Here is a 16,175-nt window from a genome sequence, read left to right as displayed (position 1 = left end):
CTTGCTTCAATTCTACCGTGAGTGCCGTCTAAAATACAAGGCATCCCCACATATGCGGGAGTGACAATCCGGGCACCACCTGCTAGCGCCTTCATAGGGAGGCCTCATATGGACAGCACGAGACCATTCGAGATTGCCGAATGCCAACAGGCCGCCAAAGGCCTGAAATCCAGCTGGCAGGACATGGCAGGTTCCGAAGCCTTGATCCGCGCCCTCGTTGCCGAACGCAACGGCGACAGTCCGCTGGCGCTGTTCTGGACCGAGGTCCATCGGGCGCTTTGCCAGGAACGCAAGGCTTTCTGACAAGTCTGCCCCGGCGGACGATTTCAGTCTTTTCCCCGATATGACAGCATCGGCTGGCATTGAAACCGGCCCCCCGGCGAGATGAAACCCGCGCTCCGCCATGAGTCGGTTTTCATTCCTACCCGTTTCCGATTTTGCAAAGAGGGTGTCGAGCGGCAATGTTGACGGCGGGGAGGGGGATAGCGTTTATCCCCCGTCTTTGTGCCAATATGCTTGACGAAGCGTTTCGAGCGGGAACAGTTGGCGTTCCCGCAAGTGGCTGCACTGTGCCATTACTGATACTTCCTGGCTAAAGAGCGAGATTTCCATCGGTCGGCTTGGAAAGCATTACTCCGCGAGAGCGGCACTCGTTAAGCTCTCCCCGCCCGCCGGTGAGACAGGTTGGGCAGCTTTCTCCACCCTCTGGTTGCACTGGCCGCAGCCTCTCTCCGCCCTCATCCTGAGGTGCCCCGCAAGGGCCTCGAAGGACGAGGGTCGGCCACCCGGGCCGCCCGCTCACTCGGCCCTGACCGGTCCGCGTTTCGACAGATCCGGCAAGGTCTCGTATTCCAAGGCAATCAACGCTTCCTTCTTGCGGCGCGACCAGCCCTTGATCTGCCGCTCGCGGGCGATGGCGTTGATGATGCGGTCATAGGTTTCGGTAAGACGAGTTCGACGGGGGAGGCGCTTTGAGGTGTAGCCGTCATAGGTTCCGGCATTGTGCTCCCAGACACGCGCCTCAATCTCCTGCTTGGTGAGGCCGGTATAGTATGAGCCGTCGCTGCAGTGGAGGATGTAGACGGTGACTTCCATGACCGCAGGCTAGCATGGGGAGTGAACGGGCAGCAATCGGGCGGCGCTGGATTGGCCTGCCCCCGTCCTTCGAGGCTCCGCCCTTCGGGCTGCGGGTGGCCGACCTCGTCCTGAGGTGCCCCGCAGGGGCCTCGAGGGAGGAGGGTTGGCCACCAGCGTCTGCTCCGGCAATAAATGTGGGTTGAAGCGCCCAGCCCCCGCTGGTTGAGGTGCGTGTGGCTGGGCTGATTGTTAAATCGTATGCCCCCTCAACCGACCTTTGTCGAAGGATTGATCCAATCCTGGCGCGGCAGTTCCGGCCGTGGCAGCTTCGGACGGAATTTGACCAGCACCTCGCGGCCGTCGATCGAGGCCTGCGTGCGTTCCAGCGCGTCGCGCTCGGCAACCGCCTGGCGCCAGTGTTCGTCGTCCCGGCCGTCAGGGCGGCCCTGTTCTTCCCAGATCGCGTAGGCCCGCTTGCTGATCCATTCGTGGCGTCTGTCGCTCATCATATCGGTTCCCGTGAAAGGCGTTATTGGGCAATTCTGTCCGGCAGAACAGGCGCGCGGCGCTTGGCTGCCATCAGCAAATCGAGTTCAATCGAGGAAGGTCCGAAACGGGTGAACAGGCTTTCGGCCTGCTCCCTGCGCAGGCCATATTTGGCGGCGAATTCGTCAAGACTATAGGGGCGGCCGCGCAGGACCCTGGCCCGCCGCTCCGGTTCACGGATTTGCGTCATTGGTTGATAACCCCATCTACTTTTGCGAAGTGCGGGAACAAAACAGATTACAGCCGCAAAAGTTCCGTGATTTTTCACGGTTTTTTCGGCCTTTTGCACCTGTTCCGGAGCGCTCTGGCGCGGCTGGGATGGATTTTCAATAATGCCGGGTGTTGAGAAAATTTCGCCTAAAACATGCAGGAATTTCATACCGTTAAGCAAACGGCTTCTGTTTCGGCGGAGAAATGGGCTTTATCCCAGGCGCGTTACTCTATAGAATCAATCATGTTATTCGGTCCTGCGAGGGGCAAAAAGCTGCGTTCCCCGCGCCGAAGCCGACCGATCCAGGAGGACCTTGGCTTCAATCCATCAAGAGGAGACAGACATGATGAATGCCCTGCCGCCACTTCATGACGGCCACGCGCCGTTTACCCTCCAGCAGCTGTTCCGCGAAGCACTTTACGCCTTCGAGGAATGGGACAGTGAATTGACCGAACCGATCGTGACCCACGAAGGACGGGTCATCCCGATCAGCTTCGTTTTCGAAGCCATGCGCGAATGCACCGACATTGTGCCGATGAATATAGTCGGCGCCGTCACCGAGCGGCTGACCAAGCCGTGGGAAGGCGAAGGTCCGCTCGACCAGATGACCTTCTCGACGGCGGCACGCGTCATGCGCGTGCTGGTGCGCAAACGTCTTCTCGCCAACGGAACGGCGGATCTCGTCGCCGTTTCGGCGCATGCGGCCGAAGACCAAAGCCGCGACTGACAGGCAAAGGATCGACACGCATATCGCGCAAAACTGTGCGACCGCGATAACGGCATGCGAGAAAATAAACACCTAAAGCGCAAGAGCGAATCTCAAAGATCGCGACGCGCTTTAGAGCAGGTCGCGCAAAGCGATTACGACATGCTGGAATCAAGGACCTAAAGCGTGACAAGCGAATCTAAAGATCGCGACACGCTTTAGGCCTGCGCTCCTTTTCTGTTTCGGCGGAACCTCCCTTATTCCCAGCCGTTTATTTCCATATTCCCAATTCACAGCTGGATTGGGAATTATTCAGTCATTCAGCGCGTTACAGCGTTCTCTGCGCCTCTTCGCGAGGGCGCTGGAAATGCGACAGACACAGCCCGTAGCAAGATGACGGGCGAGGAATAGCATCATGCTGAAATCCATCGTTCAAGAAATCATCGGCACACCGCGGCGTGAGCCGGAACTTCCGCAATCGCTCGAACAGTTTCGCGACAACAAGCGGGTACTGATCATCTTCGCCGATGCGCAGGACGATCGCGCCGTGATCCAGGACGAATGGTTGCGGAACGCCCATATGCGTCTCATCGAAGAAGATGTCGAAGTGTTCATCATTGCCGGCGGCGGCGCCTTCTCGCTGTTCGACGATGCCTGGGAGCTTGATGCCGACGATGTAAGAGAGCGGCTGCAGGGGCCGCCGTCGGGCGAGTTCGGGCTGATCCTGATCGGGCGTGACGGAACGGTGAAGCTGCGTTCGAGCGAGCCGCGCACGGCCGAGGAGATTTTTGAGGCTCTGGACAGCCTGCCGAAGGCGACGCCCTGGTGACTGCCGCGCGGTGTGGCTGAAGGCAGCCGCGCGGGCGCTCCCGTCAGAGTTCGAACGCCTCCTTGAGGCCGAGGCTTTTACGCTCGCGCAGGTCGAGATCGGCCTCGATGTGGGCGATGTGATGCAGCATCAGCTGGCAGGCCCGGTCGAGATCGTCGGTTTCGATCGCCGCGATGATGTCGCCATGTTCGGAATGGCCGCAGCTTGAGGCCGTCGACTGGCCGTAAAGCGCGATCACCAGAGACGAGCGGGCGACGAGCTCCTCCATGAAGCGCTGCATGATCGCATTGCCGGAGATTTCCGCCAGCATCAGATGGAAATCGCCTGACGCCTTGATCTCGGCGCGCCGCGCCGTCTGGCCGCGCTCGCTCATCAGTCGGCCTTCCTCCAGCAGAAGCTGTCTCAACTGGCTGATGTCGGCGGGCGTGATCCGCGCTGCCGCTTCGCGCAATATGCCCGGCTCGACCAGGCGGCGGGCGGCAAAGATCTGGCGGGCCTCGTCGGGGGAAGGATAGGCGACGAAGGCGCCGCGGTTCTTCTCAACGCTGACGAGACCCTCATAGGAGAGCGCCTGGAGGGCGGCGCGGGCAAGCGTGCGGCTGACGTTGAAAAGATTGCCGACATCGCTTTCGGAAAGCTTGGTGCCGGGGGAAAGCCTACGCTCGACGATCGCCTCGCGAATGGCGTCGCGGATCTGCTGCGCGCCGGTTTCGGCGGAGTCTTCGGCCTGTTGAGCCTTGACGGCGGATTTCATGAAATTCCTGTTCCCTGATGACGGGCAAACCATATCCGGCTTCGCGGTAAAAGTTAAACGGAATTTGTGACCGAAGCGGCGGCGAAATTGTATACAATTTTTTGCGCAAATTGCGAACAATAGCCTAAATGATGTGCAGACGATGCCGTGCTCATAATTTGCTCGTGCCGGAACGTTTTCGGTGAGGTCGTTAATTTACAATAGTTTGAGCTGCTGAAGTCGGATTGGCACGGCAGATGCATCGTCTTCTTCCAAATAGGGGAAGGCATGATGTCGAAAGCGGCAGAGATCGATATAGTATCCGTTTCGAAGGTCTATGGGGCGACAACCGCTGTCCATGGCATCAGCCTGAAGATTCCGGCCGGCTCCTATTGCTGCTTCCTCGGACCGTCGGGCTGCGGCAAGACCTCGACGCTGCGCATGATCGCCGGCCACGAGAGCATTTCGTCCGGCGATATCCGGCTCGGCAATACTGTCGTCACCGACTTTCCGCCGGCAAAGCGCGGCACGGCGATGATGTTCCAGTCCTATGCGCTGTTCCCGCATCTCGACCTGATCGACAATGTCGCCTTCAGCCTGAAGATGAAGGGCGTCGACAAGACGGAGCGGCGGGCCAAGGCGCTCGAAATGCTGAAGCTGATGCAGATGGAGTCCTATGCCAGCAGGCGCCCGGCCCAGCTTTCCGGCGGCCAGCAGCAGCGTGTGGCGCTGGCGCGCGCTTTGATCACCGATCCGGAGGCGCTGCTGCTCGACGAGCCGCTGTCGGCGCTCGATCCGTTCCTGAAAATCCGTATGCGCGCCGAACTCAAGAAGCTGCAGAAATCACTCGGCATCACCTTCGTGCACGTCACCCATAGCCAGGAAGAGGCGATGGCGCTCGCCGATATCATGGTCATCATGAATGACGGCCGGATCGAGCAGGCGGCGGCCCCGCGCGAGGTCTTCGAGAAGCCGGCGACTGCCTTCGTCGCCCGCTTCATGGGCGATCACAATGTGCTCACCGGCCGGGTGACATCGAGCGCGGACGGCGTGCTCGTCATGACCGTGCCGGAGGGGCAGAGCTTTTCGGTGCGCGGGGCGGGCAAGGCGGTCGGTGTATCAGTCGATATCGGCATCCGCACCGACCGCGTGCGGCTGCAGGTGGCGAGCGAATGGACGCTCGGCTTCAATGGCATCGTCTCCAACGTCGAATATCGCGGCTCTTCGGTGAAGATCACCGTCGTCGGCGCCGGTAGCGACGACTTCACCGTCATAACCGACGATAGCGATTATTTCGCTCGGCCGGTCGCCGTCGGCGAGACCGTCGCGCTCAGCTGGGAACTCGATGACGCCGTGCTTCTTGGCCGCTCTTCCGCGTGAACCATCATCATCAACAACCAACCTTCCGCGTCAACAAAAAGGGGAACTGACATGACGACTGAAACGACATCGACCAAGGCTGCGAAGGGCCTGTCCCGCCGCACGCTGCTGAAGACGGGTGCCGCCGCCGTCGGCGCCATCGCCGGCTCCGGCGCCATCACCGGCTTTCCCACCATCTGGGCGAAGACGAACATCACGCTTCGCCAGTTCGGCACCGGCGTTTCCAACATCAATGCCATCGCCGAGAAGTGCAAAGCCGATCTCGGCATCACCCTGGAGATGACGGCAACCGATTCCGACGCCGCCGCCCAGCGCGCCGTCACCCAGCCCGACAGCTACGACATTGCCGACATCGAATACTGGATCGCCAAGAAGGTGTTCCCGACGGGCGTGCTGCAGCCGATGGATGTCAAGAAGCTGAAATATTACGACAAGATCGTGCCGCTGTTCATCAACGGCAAGATGAAGCCGGACAGCGTCATCGCCCAGGGCACGGCGCCGCACACGGTCGGCTTCGTCGAGGCGCAGGGCTCCAAGAAGTTCGCCAAGGAGCCGACGCAGTGGATGACGATGGTTCCGACCATCTACAACGCCGATACGCTCGGCATCCGCCCGGACCTCGTCGGCCGCGACATCACCAGCTGGGCCGATATCATGGACCCGAAGTTCAAGGGCAAGACCTCGATCCTCAACATCCCGTCGATCGGCATCATGGATGCGGCAATGATCATGGAAGCCATGGGCAACATCAAATATGCCGACAAAGGCAATATGACCAAGGAAGAGATCGACAAAACGATCGAATTCCTGATCAAGGCCAAGGGCGACGGCCAGTTCCGCGCCTTCTGGAAGAGCTTCGACGAGTCGGTCAACCTGATGGCATCGGGCGAAGTCGTCATCCAGTCCATGTGGTCGCCGGCTGTCGCCGCCGTCCGCTCCAAGGGCATCGCCTGCAAATATCAGCCGCTCAAGGAAGGTTACCGCGCCTGGGGCGGCGGCCTCGGCCTTGCCTCGCATCTGAAGGGCGCCGAGCTCGATGCGGCGTATGAATATATCAACTGGTACACATCAGGCTGGGTCGGCGGCTATCTCAACCGCCAGGGCTACTACTCCGCCTGCATGGAGACCGCCAAGAACTTCATGACGGCAGACGAATGGGGCTACTGGATCGAGGGCAAGCCGGCTGAGGGCGATATCCTGTCGCCCGAAGGCAAGGTCATGGAGAAGGCAGGAGCCGTGCGCGACGGCGGCGCCTTCGAAGCCCGCATGGGTGCTGTGGCCTGCTGGAACTCCGTGATGGACGAAGACCGCTACATGGTCCGCCGCTGGAACGAGTTCATCGCGGCATAAGCGATTGCCGCTTTCCCCTCCCCAACCCTCCCCACAAGGGGCAGGGAGTCCGGCGAGGGCGCGGCAAAAAAGACTCCCTCCCCCTTGTGGGGAGGGCTGGGGAGGGGTCTTTTTTGAGCATTGTCTTTCGCTGATGCTCAAGACGTCGCTTCGCTCCGCCCCCTCATCTGCCCTTCGGGCATCTTCTCCCCGCTGGGGAGAAGAGTTTGCGGCTGGCCGCGTGACGATAGCGAAGTTGTGGCGGCGGGGACGCTGCCACGATTCTCTTCTCCCCAGCGGGGAGAAGGTGCCGGCAGGCGGATGAGGGGCTCCTTGCCCGACCTGCATAATGAGGAAACGGAGAACCGATCATGGCGACCATCGCAGCGGCAACGGAAGACAGCAAGCAGCCTACACGCCGCGCCTTCCGTCTTTCCCCCTCCGCCATCTCCTATCTCCAGGCGACACCGCTGATCGCCATTCTCGGTTTCTTCTTCCTGCTGCCGATCGCCATGATCGCCGTCGTCAGCTTCTGGGACTACGATTTCGCCGGCCTCTATCCCGACTTCCTCACCATGAACTACACCGATACGCTCGGTTCCTGGGTGACGTGGAAGACCTATCTCAACACGCTGAAATTCACCGCCATCGTCTGGGGGCTGACGCTTCTCATCGGTTTCTGGGTCGCCTATTTCCTGGCCTTTCACATCCGCAAGACCTCGACGCAGATGATCCTCTTCCTCGTCTGCACCGTGCCGTTCATGACCTCGAACATCATCCGCATGATCTCCTGGATCCCGGTTCTCGGTCGCAATGGCCTCGTCAATTCGACGCTGATTAAGTTGGGCGTCATCCCGCAGCCGATCGAATGGCTGCTCTATTCGGATTTCGCCGTCGTGCTCGCGATGGTGCATCTCTATACGCTGTTCATGGTGACGCCGATCTTCAACACGCTGATGCGCATCGACCGGTCGCTGTTCGAGGCGGCCCGCGATGCCGGCGCTTCCGGCTGGCAGGTGCTGTGGAATGTTGTCATTCCGCTGGCCAAGCCCGGCATGGCGATCGGCACGATCTTCGTCGTCACCCTCGTCATGGCCGATTTCTCGACGGTGCAGGTGATGTCCGGAGGCCAGAGCGCCTCGGTGGCGCTGATGATGAAGAACCAGATGTCGCTGCTGCAATATCCGGCAGCTGCCGCCAATGCTGTCGTGCTGCTTGCCGTCGTGCTGCTGATGGTCGCGGCGATCCTGCGCGTCGTTGACATCCGCAAGGAGCTCTGAGATGAACCACGAAAAACGCGGCATCGAATTCTATCTGCTCTCGATCTTCTTCATCATCTTCGTACTATTCCTCTACGGCCCGCTCTCGGCGATCCTGATCCTCTCCTTCCAGGGGCCGGACGGTGGCCTGACCTTCCCGATGAATGGCGTTTCCACGCACTGGTTCTTCAACCTGTTCGAAAAGCAGGCGGTCGGCGATTTCGGCGCCTCCTTCCGGCGCTCCTTCTCGCTCGGGCTGATGGTGATGGTCGTGACCGTCACCGTGTCGCTGCTTGCCGGCCTTGCCTTCCGCCGCCGCTTCCGCGGTTCGACTGTGCTGTTCTACGCGACGGTCGCGAGCCTCGTCGTGCCGTCGATCATCGTCTCGCTCGGAATCGGCGTCGTCTTCCAGGAGGGAGGGTTGAAGCCTGCCTGGTATTCCTCGGCCTTCGGCGCGCATCTGACTTGGACGCTGCCCTTCGGCGTGCTGATCATGTTTGCCGTCTTCAATCGCTTCTCGCCGGCCTATGAAGAGGCGGCGCGCGACCTCGGCGCCAGCTCCTGGCAGACCTTCCGCCATGTCGTGCTGCCGATGATCGCGCCGAGCCTGATCGGCGTCGGCCTGTTCGGCTTTACACTTTCCTATGACGAATTCGCCCGCACTTTGATGACGTCGGGCACGTATAATACGCTGCCGCTCGAAATCTACGGCATGACGACCAATGTCACGACGCCGGTGCTCTATGCGCTCGGCACGGTGACGACACTGTTTTCCTTCACCATCATTCTCATCGCCCTTGGCATCATGACGATGCTCAGCCGGCGGCAGGCAAAGATCAACTGACATGCGCATTCTCATCGTCAATCCGAACACCACCGCCTCCATGACCGAGAAGGCGGCGACCGCGGCGCGTGTGGTGGCCGCATCCGGGACGGAAATCATCGCCGCCACCTCGCGCATGGGGCCGGTCTCCATCGAGGGCCATTATGACGGGGCGCTGGCGATCCCCGGACTGCTTTCCGAACTGAAGGAGCGGCAGGCGGCGGGCTATGACGCGGCCGTCATCGCCTGCTTCGACGATACCGGCCTCGAAGCGGCACGGAGCTTGGCCGATGTCCCGATCCTCGGGCTCTGCGAATCTGCGATCGCAACGGCGGGCTTCTTGGCGCAGCGTTTTACCGTGGTGACGACGCTGGAGCGCTCGCGGGTGCTGATCGACAATCTGGTGCGCCGCTACGGCATGGGCGAGCGCGCCAAGGTGCGGGCTTCCGACATTCCGGTGCTGGAGTTGGAGAACGCGGCCTCGGGCGCGATCGGCAAGCTTCGGGCAGAGATCGAGCGGGCGCTGACCGAGGACGGCGCCGAGGCGATCGTGCTCGGCTGCGCCGGCATGACGGATCTGGCGCGTCAACTTCAGGAGATCTACGGCGTGCCCGTCGTCGACGGTGTCTCGGCCGCCGTCAAGCAGGCCGAGGCGCTGGTCTCGCTCGGGCTTTCCACCAGCAAGCGCGGCTCCTACGCCTCGCCGCTGCCGAAACCTTTCATGGGGGCGATGAGCGCCTTTTCGCCGACCCGCTCGGACGGTTGATCATGCCGGTTTCCCTCGATTTCAACGAGCTTTCCGAACGCGAGCGCTACAAGCTGATGATCGGCACGATCATCCCTCGCCCGATCGCGCTGGTGACGACGGTCGACGAACATGGGCGGATCAATGCCGCGCCCTTCAGCTTCTTCAATTGCCTTTCGGCCGATCCGCCGATTCTGGCGATCGGCGTCGAAAACAATGCCGACATGTCGTTCAAGGACACCGGTCACAATATCCGCATGACCGAGGTTTTTACCGTCAACATCGTCTCCTTCGCCATCGCCGAGGCGATGCATGTCTGCGGTGCCCGCTATCCGCGCGGCGTCGATGAACTGAAGGAGGCAGGCTTGACGGCGATGCCGGGCGAGAAGGTGGCGTCACCCTATATCGCCGAGGCGCCGGCCGCCTTCGAATGCCGGCGGCATGTGACGCTGGAGCTTGGCCGCTCGCGGCAGATCGTCATGGGTGAGATCGTCTATGCACATTACCGCGACGGTGTCGTCGATCCGCAGCGGCTGCATGTCGATCCGGCCGCGATCGATGCCATTGCGCGCCTCGGCGGCGATACCTGTGCCACAACACGCGACCGTTTCGAGATGCTGACGCCTAAGCTTTGACATCAGGACAGGTCCAAGTTTTGCTTTACTTTTTCGCCTCTGGCGAGAATGGTCTGCAGCGGATCATTGCGGCAGAGGAGCGCCTTATCATGACACTCGACGACGATCTCAACCGGATCGCGGAGCAGGAAAAAACGCTGAGCTTCGATGCCTTCGACCTGACGACGGCATGGCAGCTCGGCAAACTCCTGCAGGAACTCGCCACCGAGCGGGGCCTCGGTGTCGCAATTGATGTGACCCTTCATTCGATGCCGGTCTTCTATGCAGCGCTGCCCGGCGTGACCCCCGACAACGTCAACTGGGTTCGCCGCAAGCGCAACATGGTGCTGCGCTATTTCCGCAGCAGCTATGCCTCGGGCCTGAAGCTGAGAAAAGACGGCAAGACCGTCGAGGACAACGGACTTTCCGGCGACGATTATGCGCCGCATGGCGGCAGTTTCCCGATCAACGTCAAGGGCACCGGCTGCATCGGCGCCGTCACCGTCTCCGGCCTGCCGCAGCGCGACGACCACAATCTCGTGGTCGAAGCGCTGGCGCTGATGCTGGCGAAGGATCTCGATACGTTGCGGCTCTCTCCGCTGTGACGCGGCCGCATCTGCCGGCACAATCCGAGTGCCGGCCTGCCGGCGCTCGCTGCTGAGACAGCCGTCAGAGCCTGCCGCCGGCCTCGGCGATGCCCTTCGTCAGGCTGCCGGTTGCCGGGAAGAGCGGGATGAGGCAGGCCTGCAGCGCGTGATAGATGTCACCCTTGCCGGGGAATAGCGAATGCGAGGGGACGAGATCCTCCGTCAGTTCCTCGTGCCAGCCGCCGTTCTTGTGGTCGATGAAGGCGCGTTCGATCACGTTCCAGATCTTGCGGTAGCATTCCTCGTGATAGTCGCTCGGCAGATGCTCGTTGAGGAAATGGGCGGCGGCGGCACCCTCGCAGGCCGGCCACCAGAGCTTGTTCCGCTTGGCGGGCTTGTCGTCCCAGTCGAGCGTATAGAAGAAACCGCCCTTGTGACTGTCCCAGCCGAGTGCCATCGACTGCTCGAAGAGGGCCTTGGCCGCATCCGGCATCCATTCGATGCGTTTGCCGCCGAGCACCCAGAGCTGCAGGATGAGACGGGCCCATTCCAGCCAGTGGCCGGGCGTGGTGCCGGCCGGGCGGAACATTTCGTTCGGATGATAATATTGCTTGTCGAGCTTCCATTCGGCGTCGAAGTGTTCGGCGACGCGCCAGTCCACCGAGCCGGCCGCACGGCGGATGAGGAGATCGGCGATGCTTTCGGCCTTGGCAAGATATTGCTTGTCGCCGGTCGCCTCGAAGGCGGCCATCAGCGCTTCGGTGAGGTGCATGTTGGAGTTCTGGCCGCGATAGGCGCCGCCGTCGAGCGGCTGCCAGTCGGCGGTGAATTCCTCGGCAATCGCGCCGTGGCGCGGTTCCCAGAACTTGGTGTTCAGGATCTCGGTGATATCGGCGAGCATGCCGTCGGCGAGCGGATGGCCGATCGTCTTGGCGGATGAGGCGGCGAGCAGCACGAAGGCGTGGCCGTAGCCCTGCTTGTTGCTGTCGACCGGACCATTCTTGTCGAGCGACCAGAAATAGCCGCCATTCTTCCGGTCGCGGTGATGGTTCCAGAGATAGTCCATGCCGTGGTCGACGACGTCGTCAGCACCCGGACGGCCGAGCAGGGCGCCGATGGCAAAACAATGCACGGCGCGCGCTGCGATATGGATATTGCGAATCTGACCCTCGGCGTCGAGCGGCTTGCCGGTATCGTCGAGATCGTAGAAGCCGCCCTTGGGATTGACCGAATTGTGCTGGAAGAAATCGAAGAGCCCGTTTGCCTGGTCAAACAGCCAGGCGCGGTGATAGGCGCGGCTCGTCCAGTTTCCAAGCGCGGCGTTACCGGTTGCGGGTGCCATGATACTCCTCCGATTTCGTGGGCAATGCGTATCAATTGCCTATATAGAGGCCGTTCAAGCCTGTCATCTGGCGAGGCTTGCAAAGCACGAAATCGACAGGCATATATTGACATAAAGATATCTTTATGTGATTTGGACTGTCTGGTCTTACGACGTCAAGGAGCCTCCCGTGTTTGACAACCTCTTTGGTCCGGAAACGGGCAAGCGTGACGGCAATGAAGTTTTCGCAGCGCTGCGCAAAGCCGCGAGCGAACGCATCCTCGTTCTCGACGGCGCCATGGGCACGCAGATCCAGGGGCTCGGCTATGACGAAGACCAGTTCCGCGGCACCCGCTTCATCGGCTGCGCCTGCCATCAGAAAGGCAATAACGACCTTCTGATCCTGACCCAGCCGGATGCGATCGAAGAGATCCACTACCGCTATGCCAAGGCCGGCGCCGATATTCTCGAGACCAACACGTTCTCCTCGACCCGCATTGCGCAGGCCGATTACCAGATGGAAGGCGCGGTTTACGACCTCAACAAGGAAGGCGCCGAGATCGTGCGCCGCGCGGCCCTGCGCGCCGAGCGCGAGGACGGCCGCCGCCGCTTCGTCGCCGGCGCCATCGGACCGACCAACCGCACCGCCTCGATCTCGCCCTACGTCAACAATCCCGGTTTCCGCGCCGTCACCTTCGACGATCTGCGTTCCGCCTATGGCGAGCAGATCGACGGTCTGATCGACGGCGGCGCCGACATCATCCTGATCGAGACGATCTTCGATACGCTGAACGCCAAGGCGGCGATCTTTGCCTGCGAGGAGCGCTTCGAGGCCAAGGGCGTGCGCCTGCCTGTGATGATCTCCGGGACGATCACCGACCTTTCCGGCCGCACGCTCTCCGGCCAGACGCCATCGGCCTTCTGGAATTCGGTGCGCCACGCCAATCCCTTCACGATCGGCCTCAACTGCGCCCTCGGCGCCAATGCGATGCGCCCGCATCTGCAGGAGCTTTCGGGTGTCGCCGACACCTTCATCTGCGCTTATCCGAATGCCGGCCTGCCGAACGAGTTCGGCCAGTATGACGAGACGCCGGAGCTGATGGCGGCGCAGATCGACAGCTTCGCCCGCGAAGGCCTGGTCAATATCGTCGGCGGCTGTTGCGGCTCGACGCCGGAGCACATAAGAGCGATTGCCGAGACCGTCGCCAAGTACAAGCCGCGGCCGATCCCCGAGCACCGCCCCTTCATGTCGCTGTCGGGTCTCGAGCCCTTCGAGCTGACCAAGGACATTCCCTTCGTCAATGTCGGCGAGCGCACCAACGTCACTGGCTCGGCCAAGTTCCGCAAGCTGATCACCAATGCCGATTACACGGCAGCGCTCGATGTCGCCCGCGACCAGGTCGAGAACGGCGCCCAGGTGATCGACATCAACATGGACGAGGGCCTGATCGATTCCGAAAAGGCGATGGTCGAGTTCTTGAACCTGATCGCCGCCGAGCCCGATATCGCCCGCGTGCCTGTCATGATCGACTCGTCGAAATTCTCGATCATCGAATCCGGCCTGAAGCGTGTGCAGGGCAAGCCGATCGTCAACTCGATCTCGCTGAAGGAAGGCGAGGAGAATTTCCTCGCCCAGGCGCGGTTGCTGCACAATTACGGCGCTGCCGTCGTCGTCATGGCCTTCGACGAGACGGGGCAGGCCGACAGCTATGAGCGCAAGGTGGAAATCTGCACCCGCGCCTATAAGCTTTTGACCGAAAAGATCGGCTTCCCGCCCGAGGATATCATCTTCGATCCGAACATCTTTGCGGTCGCGACCGGCATCGAAGAGCACAATAATTACGGCGTCGACTTCATCGAGGCGACGCGGACGATCCGCGAGCGCATGCCGCTCGTCCATATCTCCGGCGGCGTCTCCAACCTTTCGTTCTCGTTCCGCGGCAACGAGCCGGTGCGCGAAGCGATGCATGCCGTCTTCCTCTACCACGCCATCCAGGCGGGCATGGACATGGGCATCGTCAATGCCGGCCAGCTGGCGGTTTACGACAACATCGATCCCGAACTGCGTGAAGCCTGCGAAGACGTGGTGCTAAACCGCCGTCCTGACGGCACCGAGCGGCTGCTCCAAGTGGCCGAGCGGTTCCGCGGCGCCGGCGCCAGGGAAGGCCGCGTCCAGGATCTGTCCTGGCGCGAATGGAGTGTCGAGAGGCGCCTCGAACATGCGTTGGTCAACGGTATCACCGAATATATCGAAGCCGATACCGAGGAGGCCCGCCAGCAGGCCGCCCGGCCGCTGCATGTTATCGAAGGGCCGCTGATGGCGGGCATGAACGTCGTCGGCGACCTTTTCGGCTCGGGCAAGATGTTCCTGCCGCAGGTGGTCAAGTCAGCGCGCGTGATGAAGCAGGCGGTCGCCGTGCTGCTGCCCTATATGGAAGAGGAAAAGCGTCTCAACGGCGGCGAAGAGCGGCAGTCGGCGGGCAAGATCCTGATGGCGACGGTCAAGGGCGACGTGCACGATATCGGCAAGAACATCGTCGGTGTCGTGCTCGCCTGCAACAATTACGAGATCGTCGATCTCGGCGTCATGGTGCCGGCGACGAAGATCCTCGAAACGGCGATCGCCGAGAAGGTCGATGTCATCGGCCTTTCCGGCCTGATCACGCCGTCGCTCGATGAGATGGTGCATGTCGCAGCTGAGATGGAGCGGCAGGGTTTCGAGATCCCGCTGCTGATCGGCGGCGCGACCACTAGCCGCGTGCATACGGCGGTGAAGATTCACCCCGGCTACAACAAAGGACAGGCGATCTACGTCACCGATGCGAGCCGCGCCGTCGGCGTCGTCTCGGCGCTGCTGTCGCCGGAGACGCGCCAGGGCTATGTCGACGATATAAGAGCCGAATATGCCAAGGTGGCGGCCGCGCATGCGCGCAGCGAAGCCGAGAAGGTGCGGCTGCCATTGCCGCGGGCGCGGGAGAATGCCCATAAGATCGACTGGTCGGCCTACCAGCCGACCAGGCCGCAGTTCTTCGGTACGCGGGTGTTCGAGGATTACGATCTGGCCGAGCTTGCGAAATACATCGACTGGACGCCGTTCTTCCAGACCTGGGAACTGCGCGGCCGTTTCCCTGCCATCCTCGAAGACGAGAAGCAGGGCGAGGCGGCGCGTGCGCTTTGGGCCGATGCGCAGGCGATGCTGAAGAAGATCATCGACGAGAAGTGGTTCCGGCCGCGCGCCGTCATCGGCTTCTGGCCGGCCGGCGCGGTTGGCGACGACATCCGCCTGTTCACCGATGAAAGCCGCAGCAAGGAATTGGCCACCTTCTACACCTTGCGCCAGCAGCTTTCGAAGCGGGACGGGCGGGCGAATGTGGCGCTCTCCGACTTTGTGGCGCCTGTCACAAGCGGTGTGCAGGATTATGTCGGCGGCTTCGTGGTGACGGCCGGCATCGAGGAGATCGCGATCGCCGAACGTTTCGAACGGGCGAACGACGACTATTCCTCGATCCTCGTCAAGGCGCTGGCCGACCGCTTTGCCGAAGCCTTTGCCGAGCGCATGCACGAGCAGGTGCGGCGCGAATATTGGGGCTATGCCAGGGATGAGCACCTCAGCAACGAGGATCTCATCGGCGAAGCCTATGCCGGCATCCGTCCGGCGCCAGGCTACCCCGCTCAGCCCGACCACACCGAAAAAAAGACACTCTTCAAGTTGCTCGATGCGGAACGCGCCGCGGGCGTGAAGCTGACCGAAAGCTATGCAATGTGGCCGGGCTCCTCGGTCTCCGGTCTCTATATCGGGCACCCCGACTCCTATTATTTCGGCGTCGCCAAGGTGGAGCGGGACCAGGTGGAAGACTATGCCAAGCGCAAGGGCATGGAAGTTTCCGAAGTCGAGCGCTGGCTCGGACCGGTGCTGAACTACGTGCCGCGCAAGGCGGATGAGGAGATAGAGGACGCGGCGTAGAGACGCGCTCCCCGTTCTTAATGTGATGAATCAAGAGACATTGAAGCCGGA

The 16,175-nt window shown here is 61.5% G+C and carries 16 protein-coding genes; 11 read left to right on the top strand and 5 right to left on the bottom strand.

The window, feature by feature from the left end:
• Window positions 1-108 precede the first annotated feature (108 nt).
• Entirely contained in the window at window positions 109-303 is a 195-nt protein-coding gene (locus GGI60_RS03430; protein WP_183912587.1) for a hypothetical protein, read from the top strand.
• Window positions 304-798: 495 nt separating this feature from the next.
• On the opposite strand, the gene GGI60_RS03425 is transcribed toward GGI60_RS03430, so the two are convergent.
• From GGI60_RS03425 to GGI60_RS03415, 3 genes are all read right to left on the bottom strand, one after another.
• Complete coding sequence (locus GGI60_RS03425) at window positions 799-1,095, bottom strand: GIY-YIG nuclease family protein (RefSeq protein ID WP_183912589.1); 297 nt, start codon at window positions 1,093-1,095, stop codon at window positions 799-801.
• A 248-nt stretch (window positions 1,096-1,343) separates the two neighbouring features.
• Window positions 1,344-1,583: a DUF2934 domain-containing protein gene (locus tag GGI60_RS03420; RefSeq protein WP_183912591.1), complete on the bottom strand. Its 240-nt coding sequence runs from the start codon at window positions 1,581-1,583 to the stop codon at window positions 1,344-1,346.
• A gap of 23 nt (window positions 1,584-1,606) precedes the next feature.
• Window positions 1,607-1,813 (bottom strand): hypothetical protein, encoded by a 207-nt coding sequence (locus GGI60_RS03415; protein WP_183913863.1) that lies wholly within the window; start codon window positions 1,811-1,813, stop codon window positions 1,607-1,609.
• Between the two features lie 364 nt (window positions 1,814-2,177).
• Between GGI60_RS03415 and GGI60_RS03410 the strand changes: the two genes are divergently transcribed.
• Together GGI60_RS03410 and GGI60_RS03405 are read left to right on the top strand one after the other, a co-directional pair.
• Window positions 2,178-2,561: a hypothetical protein gene (locus GGI60_RS03410; protein WP_183836963.1), complete on the top strand. Its 384-nt coding sequence runs from the start codon at window positions 2,178-2,180 to the stop codon at window positions 2,559-2,561.
• Between the two features lie 394 nt (window positions 2,562-2,955).
• On the top strand, window positions 2,956-3,369 hold the full coding sequence (locus tag GGI60_RS03405) for a DUF4174 domain-containing protein (RefSeq protein WP_183912593.1): 414 nt from the start codon (window positions 2,956-2,958) through the stop codon (window positions 3,367-3,369).
• A gap of 43 nt (window positions 3,370-3,412) precedes the next feature.
• On the opposite strand, the gene GGI60_RS03400 is transcribed toward GGI60_RS03405, so the two are convergent.
• A complete protein-coding gene (locus GGI60_RS03400) occupies window positions 3,413-4,123 on the bottom strand; it encodes a GntR family transcriptional regulator (protein WP_183912595.1) in 711 nt (236 codons plus the stop codon).
• 270 nt (window positions 4,124-4,393) lie between these two features.
• Here GGI60_RS03400 and GGI60_RS03395 point away from each other — a divergent pair, with 270 nt between their 5' ends.
• The 7 genes from GGI60_RS03395 (at window position 4,394) to GGI60_RS03365 (ending at window position 10,857) form a co-directional block, all read left to right on the top strand.
• A complete protein-coding gene (locus GGI60_RS03395) occupies window positions 4,394-5,482 on the top strand; it encodes an ABC transporter ATP-binding protein (protein WP_183912597.1) in 1,089 nt (362 codons plus the stop codon).
• Between the two features lie 51 nt (window positions 5,483-5,533).
• A complete protein-coding gene (locus GGI60_RS03390; protein ID WP_183912599.1) occupies window positions 5,534-6,832 on the top strand; it encodes a PotD/PotF family extracellular solute-binding protein in 1,299 nt (432 codons plus the stop codon).
• 350 nt (window positions 6,833-7,182) lie between these two features.
• A complete protein-coding gene (locus tag GGI60_RS03385) occupies window positions 7,183-8,091 on the top strand; it encodes an ABC transporter permease (RefSeq protein ID WP_183912601.1) in 909 nt (302 codons plus the stop codon).
• A 1-nt stretch (window position 8,092) separates the two neighbouring features.
• Window positions 8,093-8,914, top strand: a complete 822-nt coding sequence (locus GGI60_RS03380; protein WP_183912603.1) for an ABC transporter permease — start codon at window positions 8,093-8,095, stop codon at window positions 8,912-8,914.
• 1 nt (window position 8,915) lies between these two features.
• Window positions 8,916-9,659, top strand: coding sequence for an aspartate/glutamate racemase family protein (locus GGI60_RS03375; RefSeq protein WP_183912605.1), 744 nt, complete (start codon window positions 8,916-8,918; stop codon window positions 9,657-9,659).
• 2 nt (window positions 9,660-9,661) lie between these two features.
• On the top strand, window positions 9,662-10,273 hold the full coding sequence (locus GGI60_RS03370) for a flavin reductase family protein (protein WP_183912607.1): 612 nt from the start codon (window positions 9,662-9,664) through the stop codon (window positions 10,271-10,273).
• 89 nt (window positions 10,274-10,362) lie between these two features.
• Window positions 10,363-10,857 carry a heme-degrading domain-containing protein gene (locus tag GGI60_RS03365; protein ID WP_183912609.1) on the top strand — a complete coding sequence of 165 codons (495 nt, stop codon included), beginning with the start codon at window positions 10,363-10,365 and terminating at the stop codon, window positions 10,855-10,857.
• Between the two features lie 64 nt (window positions 10,858-10,921).
• On the opposite strand, the gene GGI60_RS03360 is transcribed toward GGI60_RS03365, so the two are convergent.
• The gene (locus GGI60_RS03360; protein ID WP_183912611.1) at window positions 10,922-12,181 is read right to left on the bottom strand and encodes an AGE family epimerase/isomerase; all 1,260 of its coding nucleotides are present in this window, start codon (window positions 12,179-12,181) and stop codon (window positions 10,922-10,924) included.
• A 169-nt stretch (window positions 12,182-12,350) separates the two neighbouring features.
• Between GGI60_RS03360 and metH the strand changes: the two genes are divergently transcribed.
• On the top strand, window positions 12,351-16,124 hold the full coding sequence (gene metH, locus GGI60_RS03355; RefSeq protein ID WP_183912612.1) for a methionine synthase: 3,774 nt from the start codon (window positions 12,351-12,353) through the stop codon (window positions 16,122-16,124).
• Window positions 16,125-16,175: the final 51 nt, after the last annotated feature.

The organism is Rhizobium lentis (genome assembly GCF_014200175.1).
Classification (GTDB): domain Bacteria; phylum Pseudomonadota; class Alphaproteobacteria; order Rhizobiales; family Rhizobiaceae; genus Rhizobium; species Rhizobium mulingense.
The sequence above is the reverse complement of the archived record's forward strand: the minus strand, read 5'-3'. Positions and strand labels throughout refer to the sequence as shown.

Excerpts from the sequence above, each read along its gene's own strand:
- GGI60_RS03430 (WP_183912587.1), top strand. The coding sequence starts at position 109 with ATGGACAGCACGAGACCATTCGAGATTGCCGAATGCCAACAGGCCGCC.
- GGI60_RS03425 (WP_183912589.1), bottom strand. The coding sequence starts at position 1,095 with ATGGAAGTCACCGTCTACATCCTCCACTGCAGCGACGGCTCATACTAT.
- GGI60_RS03420 (WP_183912591.1), bottom strand. The coding sequence starts at position 1,583 with ATGAGCGACAGACGCCACGAATGGATCAGCAAGCGGGCCTACGCGATC.
- GGI60_RS03415 (WP_183913863.1), bottom strand. The coding sequence starts at position 1,813 with ATGACGCAAATCCGTGAACCGGAGCGGCGGGCCAGGGTCCTGCGCGGC.
- GGI60_RS03410 (WP_183836963.1), top strand. The coding sequence starts at position 2,178 with ATGATGAATGCCCTGCCGCCACTTCATGACGGCCACGCGCCGTTTACC.
- GGI60_RS03405 (WP_183912593.1), top strand. The coding sequence starts at position 2,956 with ATGCTGAAATCCATCGTTCAAGAAATCATCGGCACACCGCGGCGTGAG.
- GGI60_RS03400 (WP_183912595.1), bottom strand. The coding sequence starts at position 4,123 with ATGAAATCCGCCGTCAAGGCTCAACAGGCCGAAGACTCCGCCGAAACC.
- GGI60_RS03395 (WP_183912597.1), top strand. The coding sequence starts at position 4,394 with ATGTCGAAAGCGGCAGAGATCGATATAGTATCCGTTTCGAAGGTCTAT.
- GGI60_RS03390 (WP_183912599.1), top strand. The coding sequence starts at position 5,534 with ATGACGACTGAAACGACATCGACCAAGGCTGCGAAGGGCCTGTCCCGC.
- GGI60_RS03385 (WP_183912601.1), top strand. The coding sequence starts at position 7,183 with ATGGCGACCATCGCAGCGGCAACGGAAGACAGCAAGCAGCCTACACGC.
- GGI60_RS03380 (WP_183912603.1), top strand. The coding sequence starts at position 8,093 with ATGAACCACGAAAAACGCGGCATCGAATTCTATCTGCTCTCGATCTTC.
- GGI60_RS03375 (WP_183912605.1), top strand. The coding sequence starts at position 8,916 with ATGCGCATTCTCATCGTCAATCCGAACACCACCGCCTCCATGACCGAG.
- GGI60_RS03370 (WP_183912607.1), top strand. The coding sequence starts at position 9,662 with ATGCCGGTTTCCCTCGATTTCAACGAGCTTTCCGAACGCGAGCGCTAC.
- GGI60_RS03365 (WP_183912609.1), top strand. The coding sequence starts at position 10,363 with ATGACACTCGACGACGATCTCAACCGGATCGCGGAGCAGGAAAAAACG.
- GGI60_RS03360 (WP_183912611.1), bottom strand. The coding sequence starts at position 12,181 with ATGGCACCCGCAACCGGTAACGCCGCGCTTGGAAACTGGACGAGCCGC.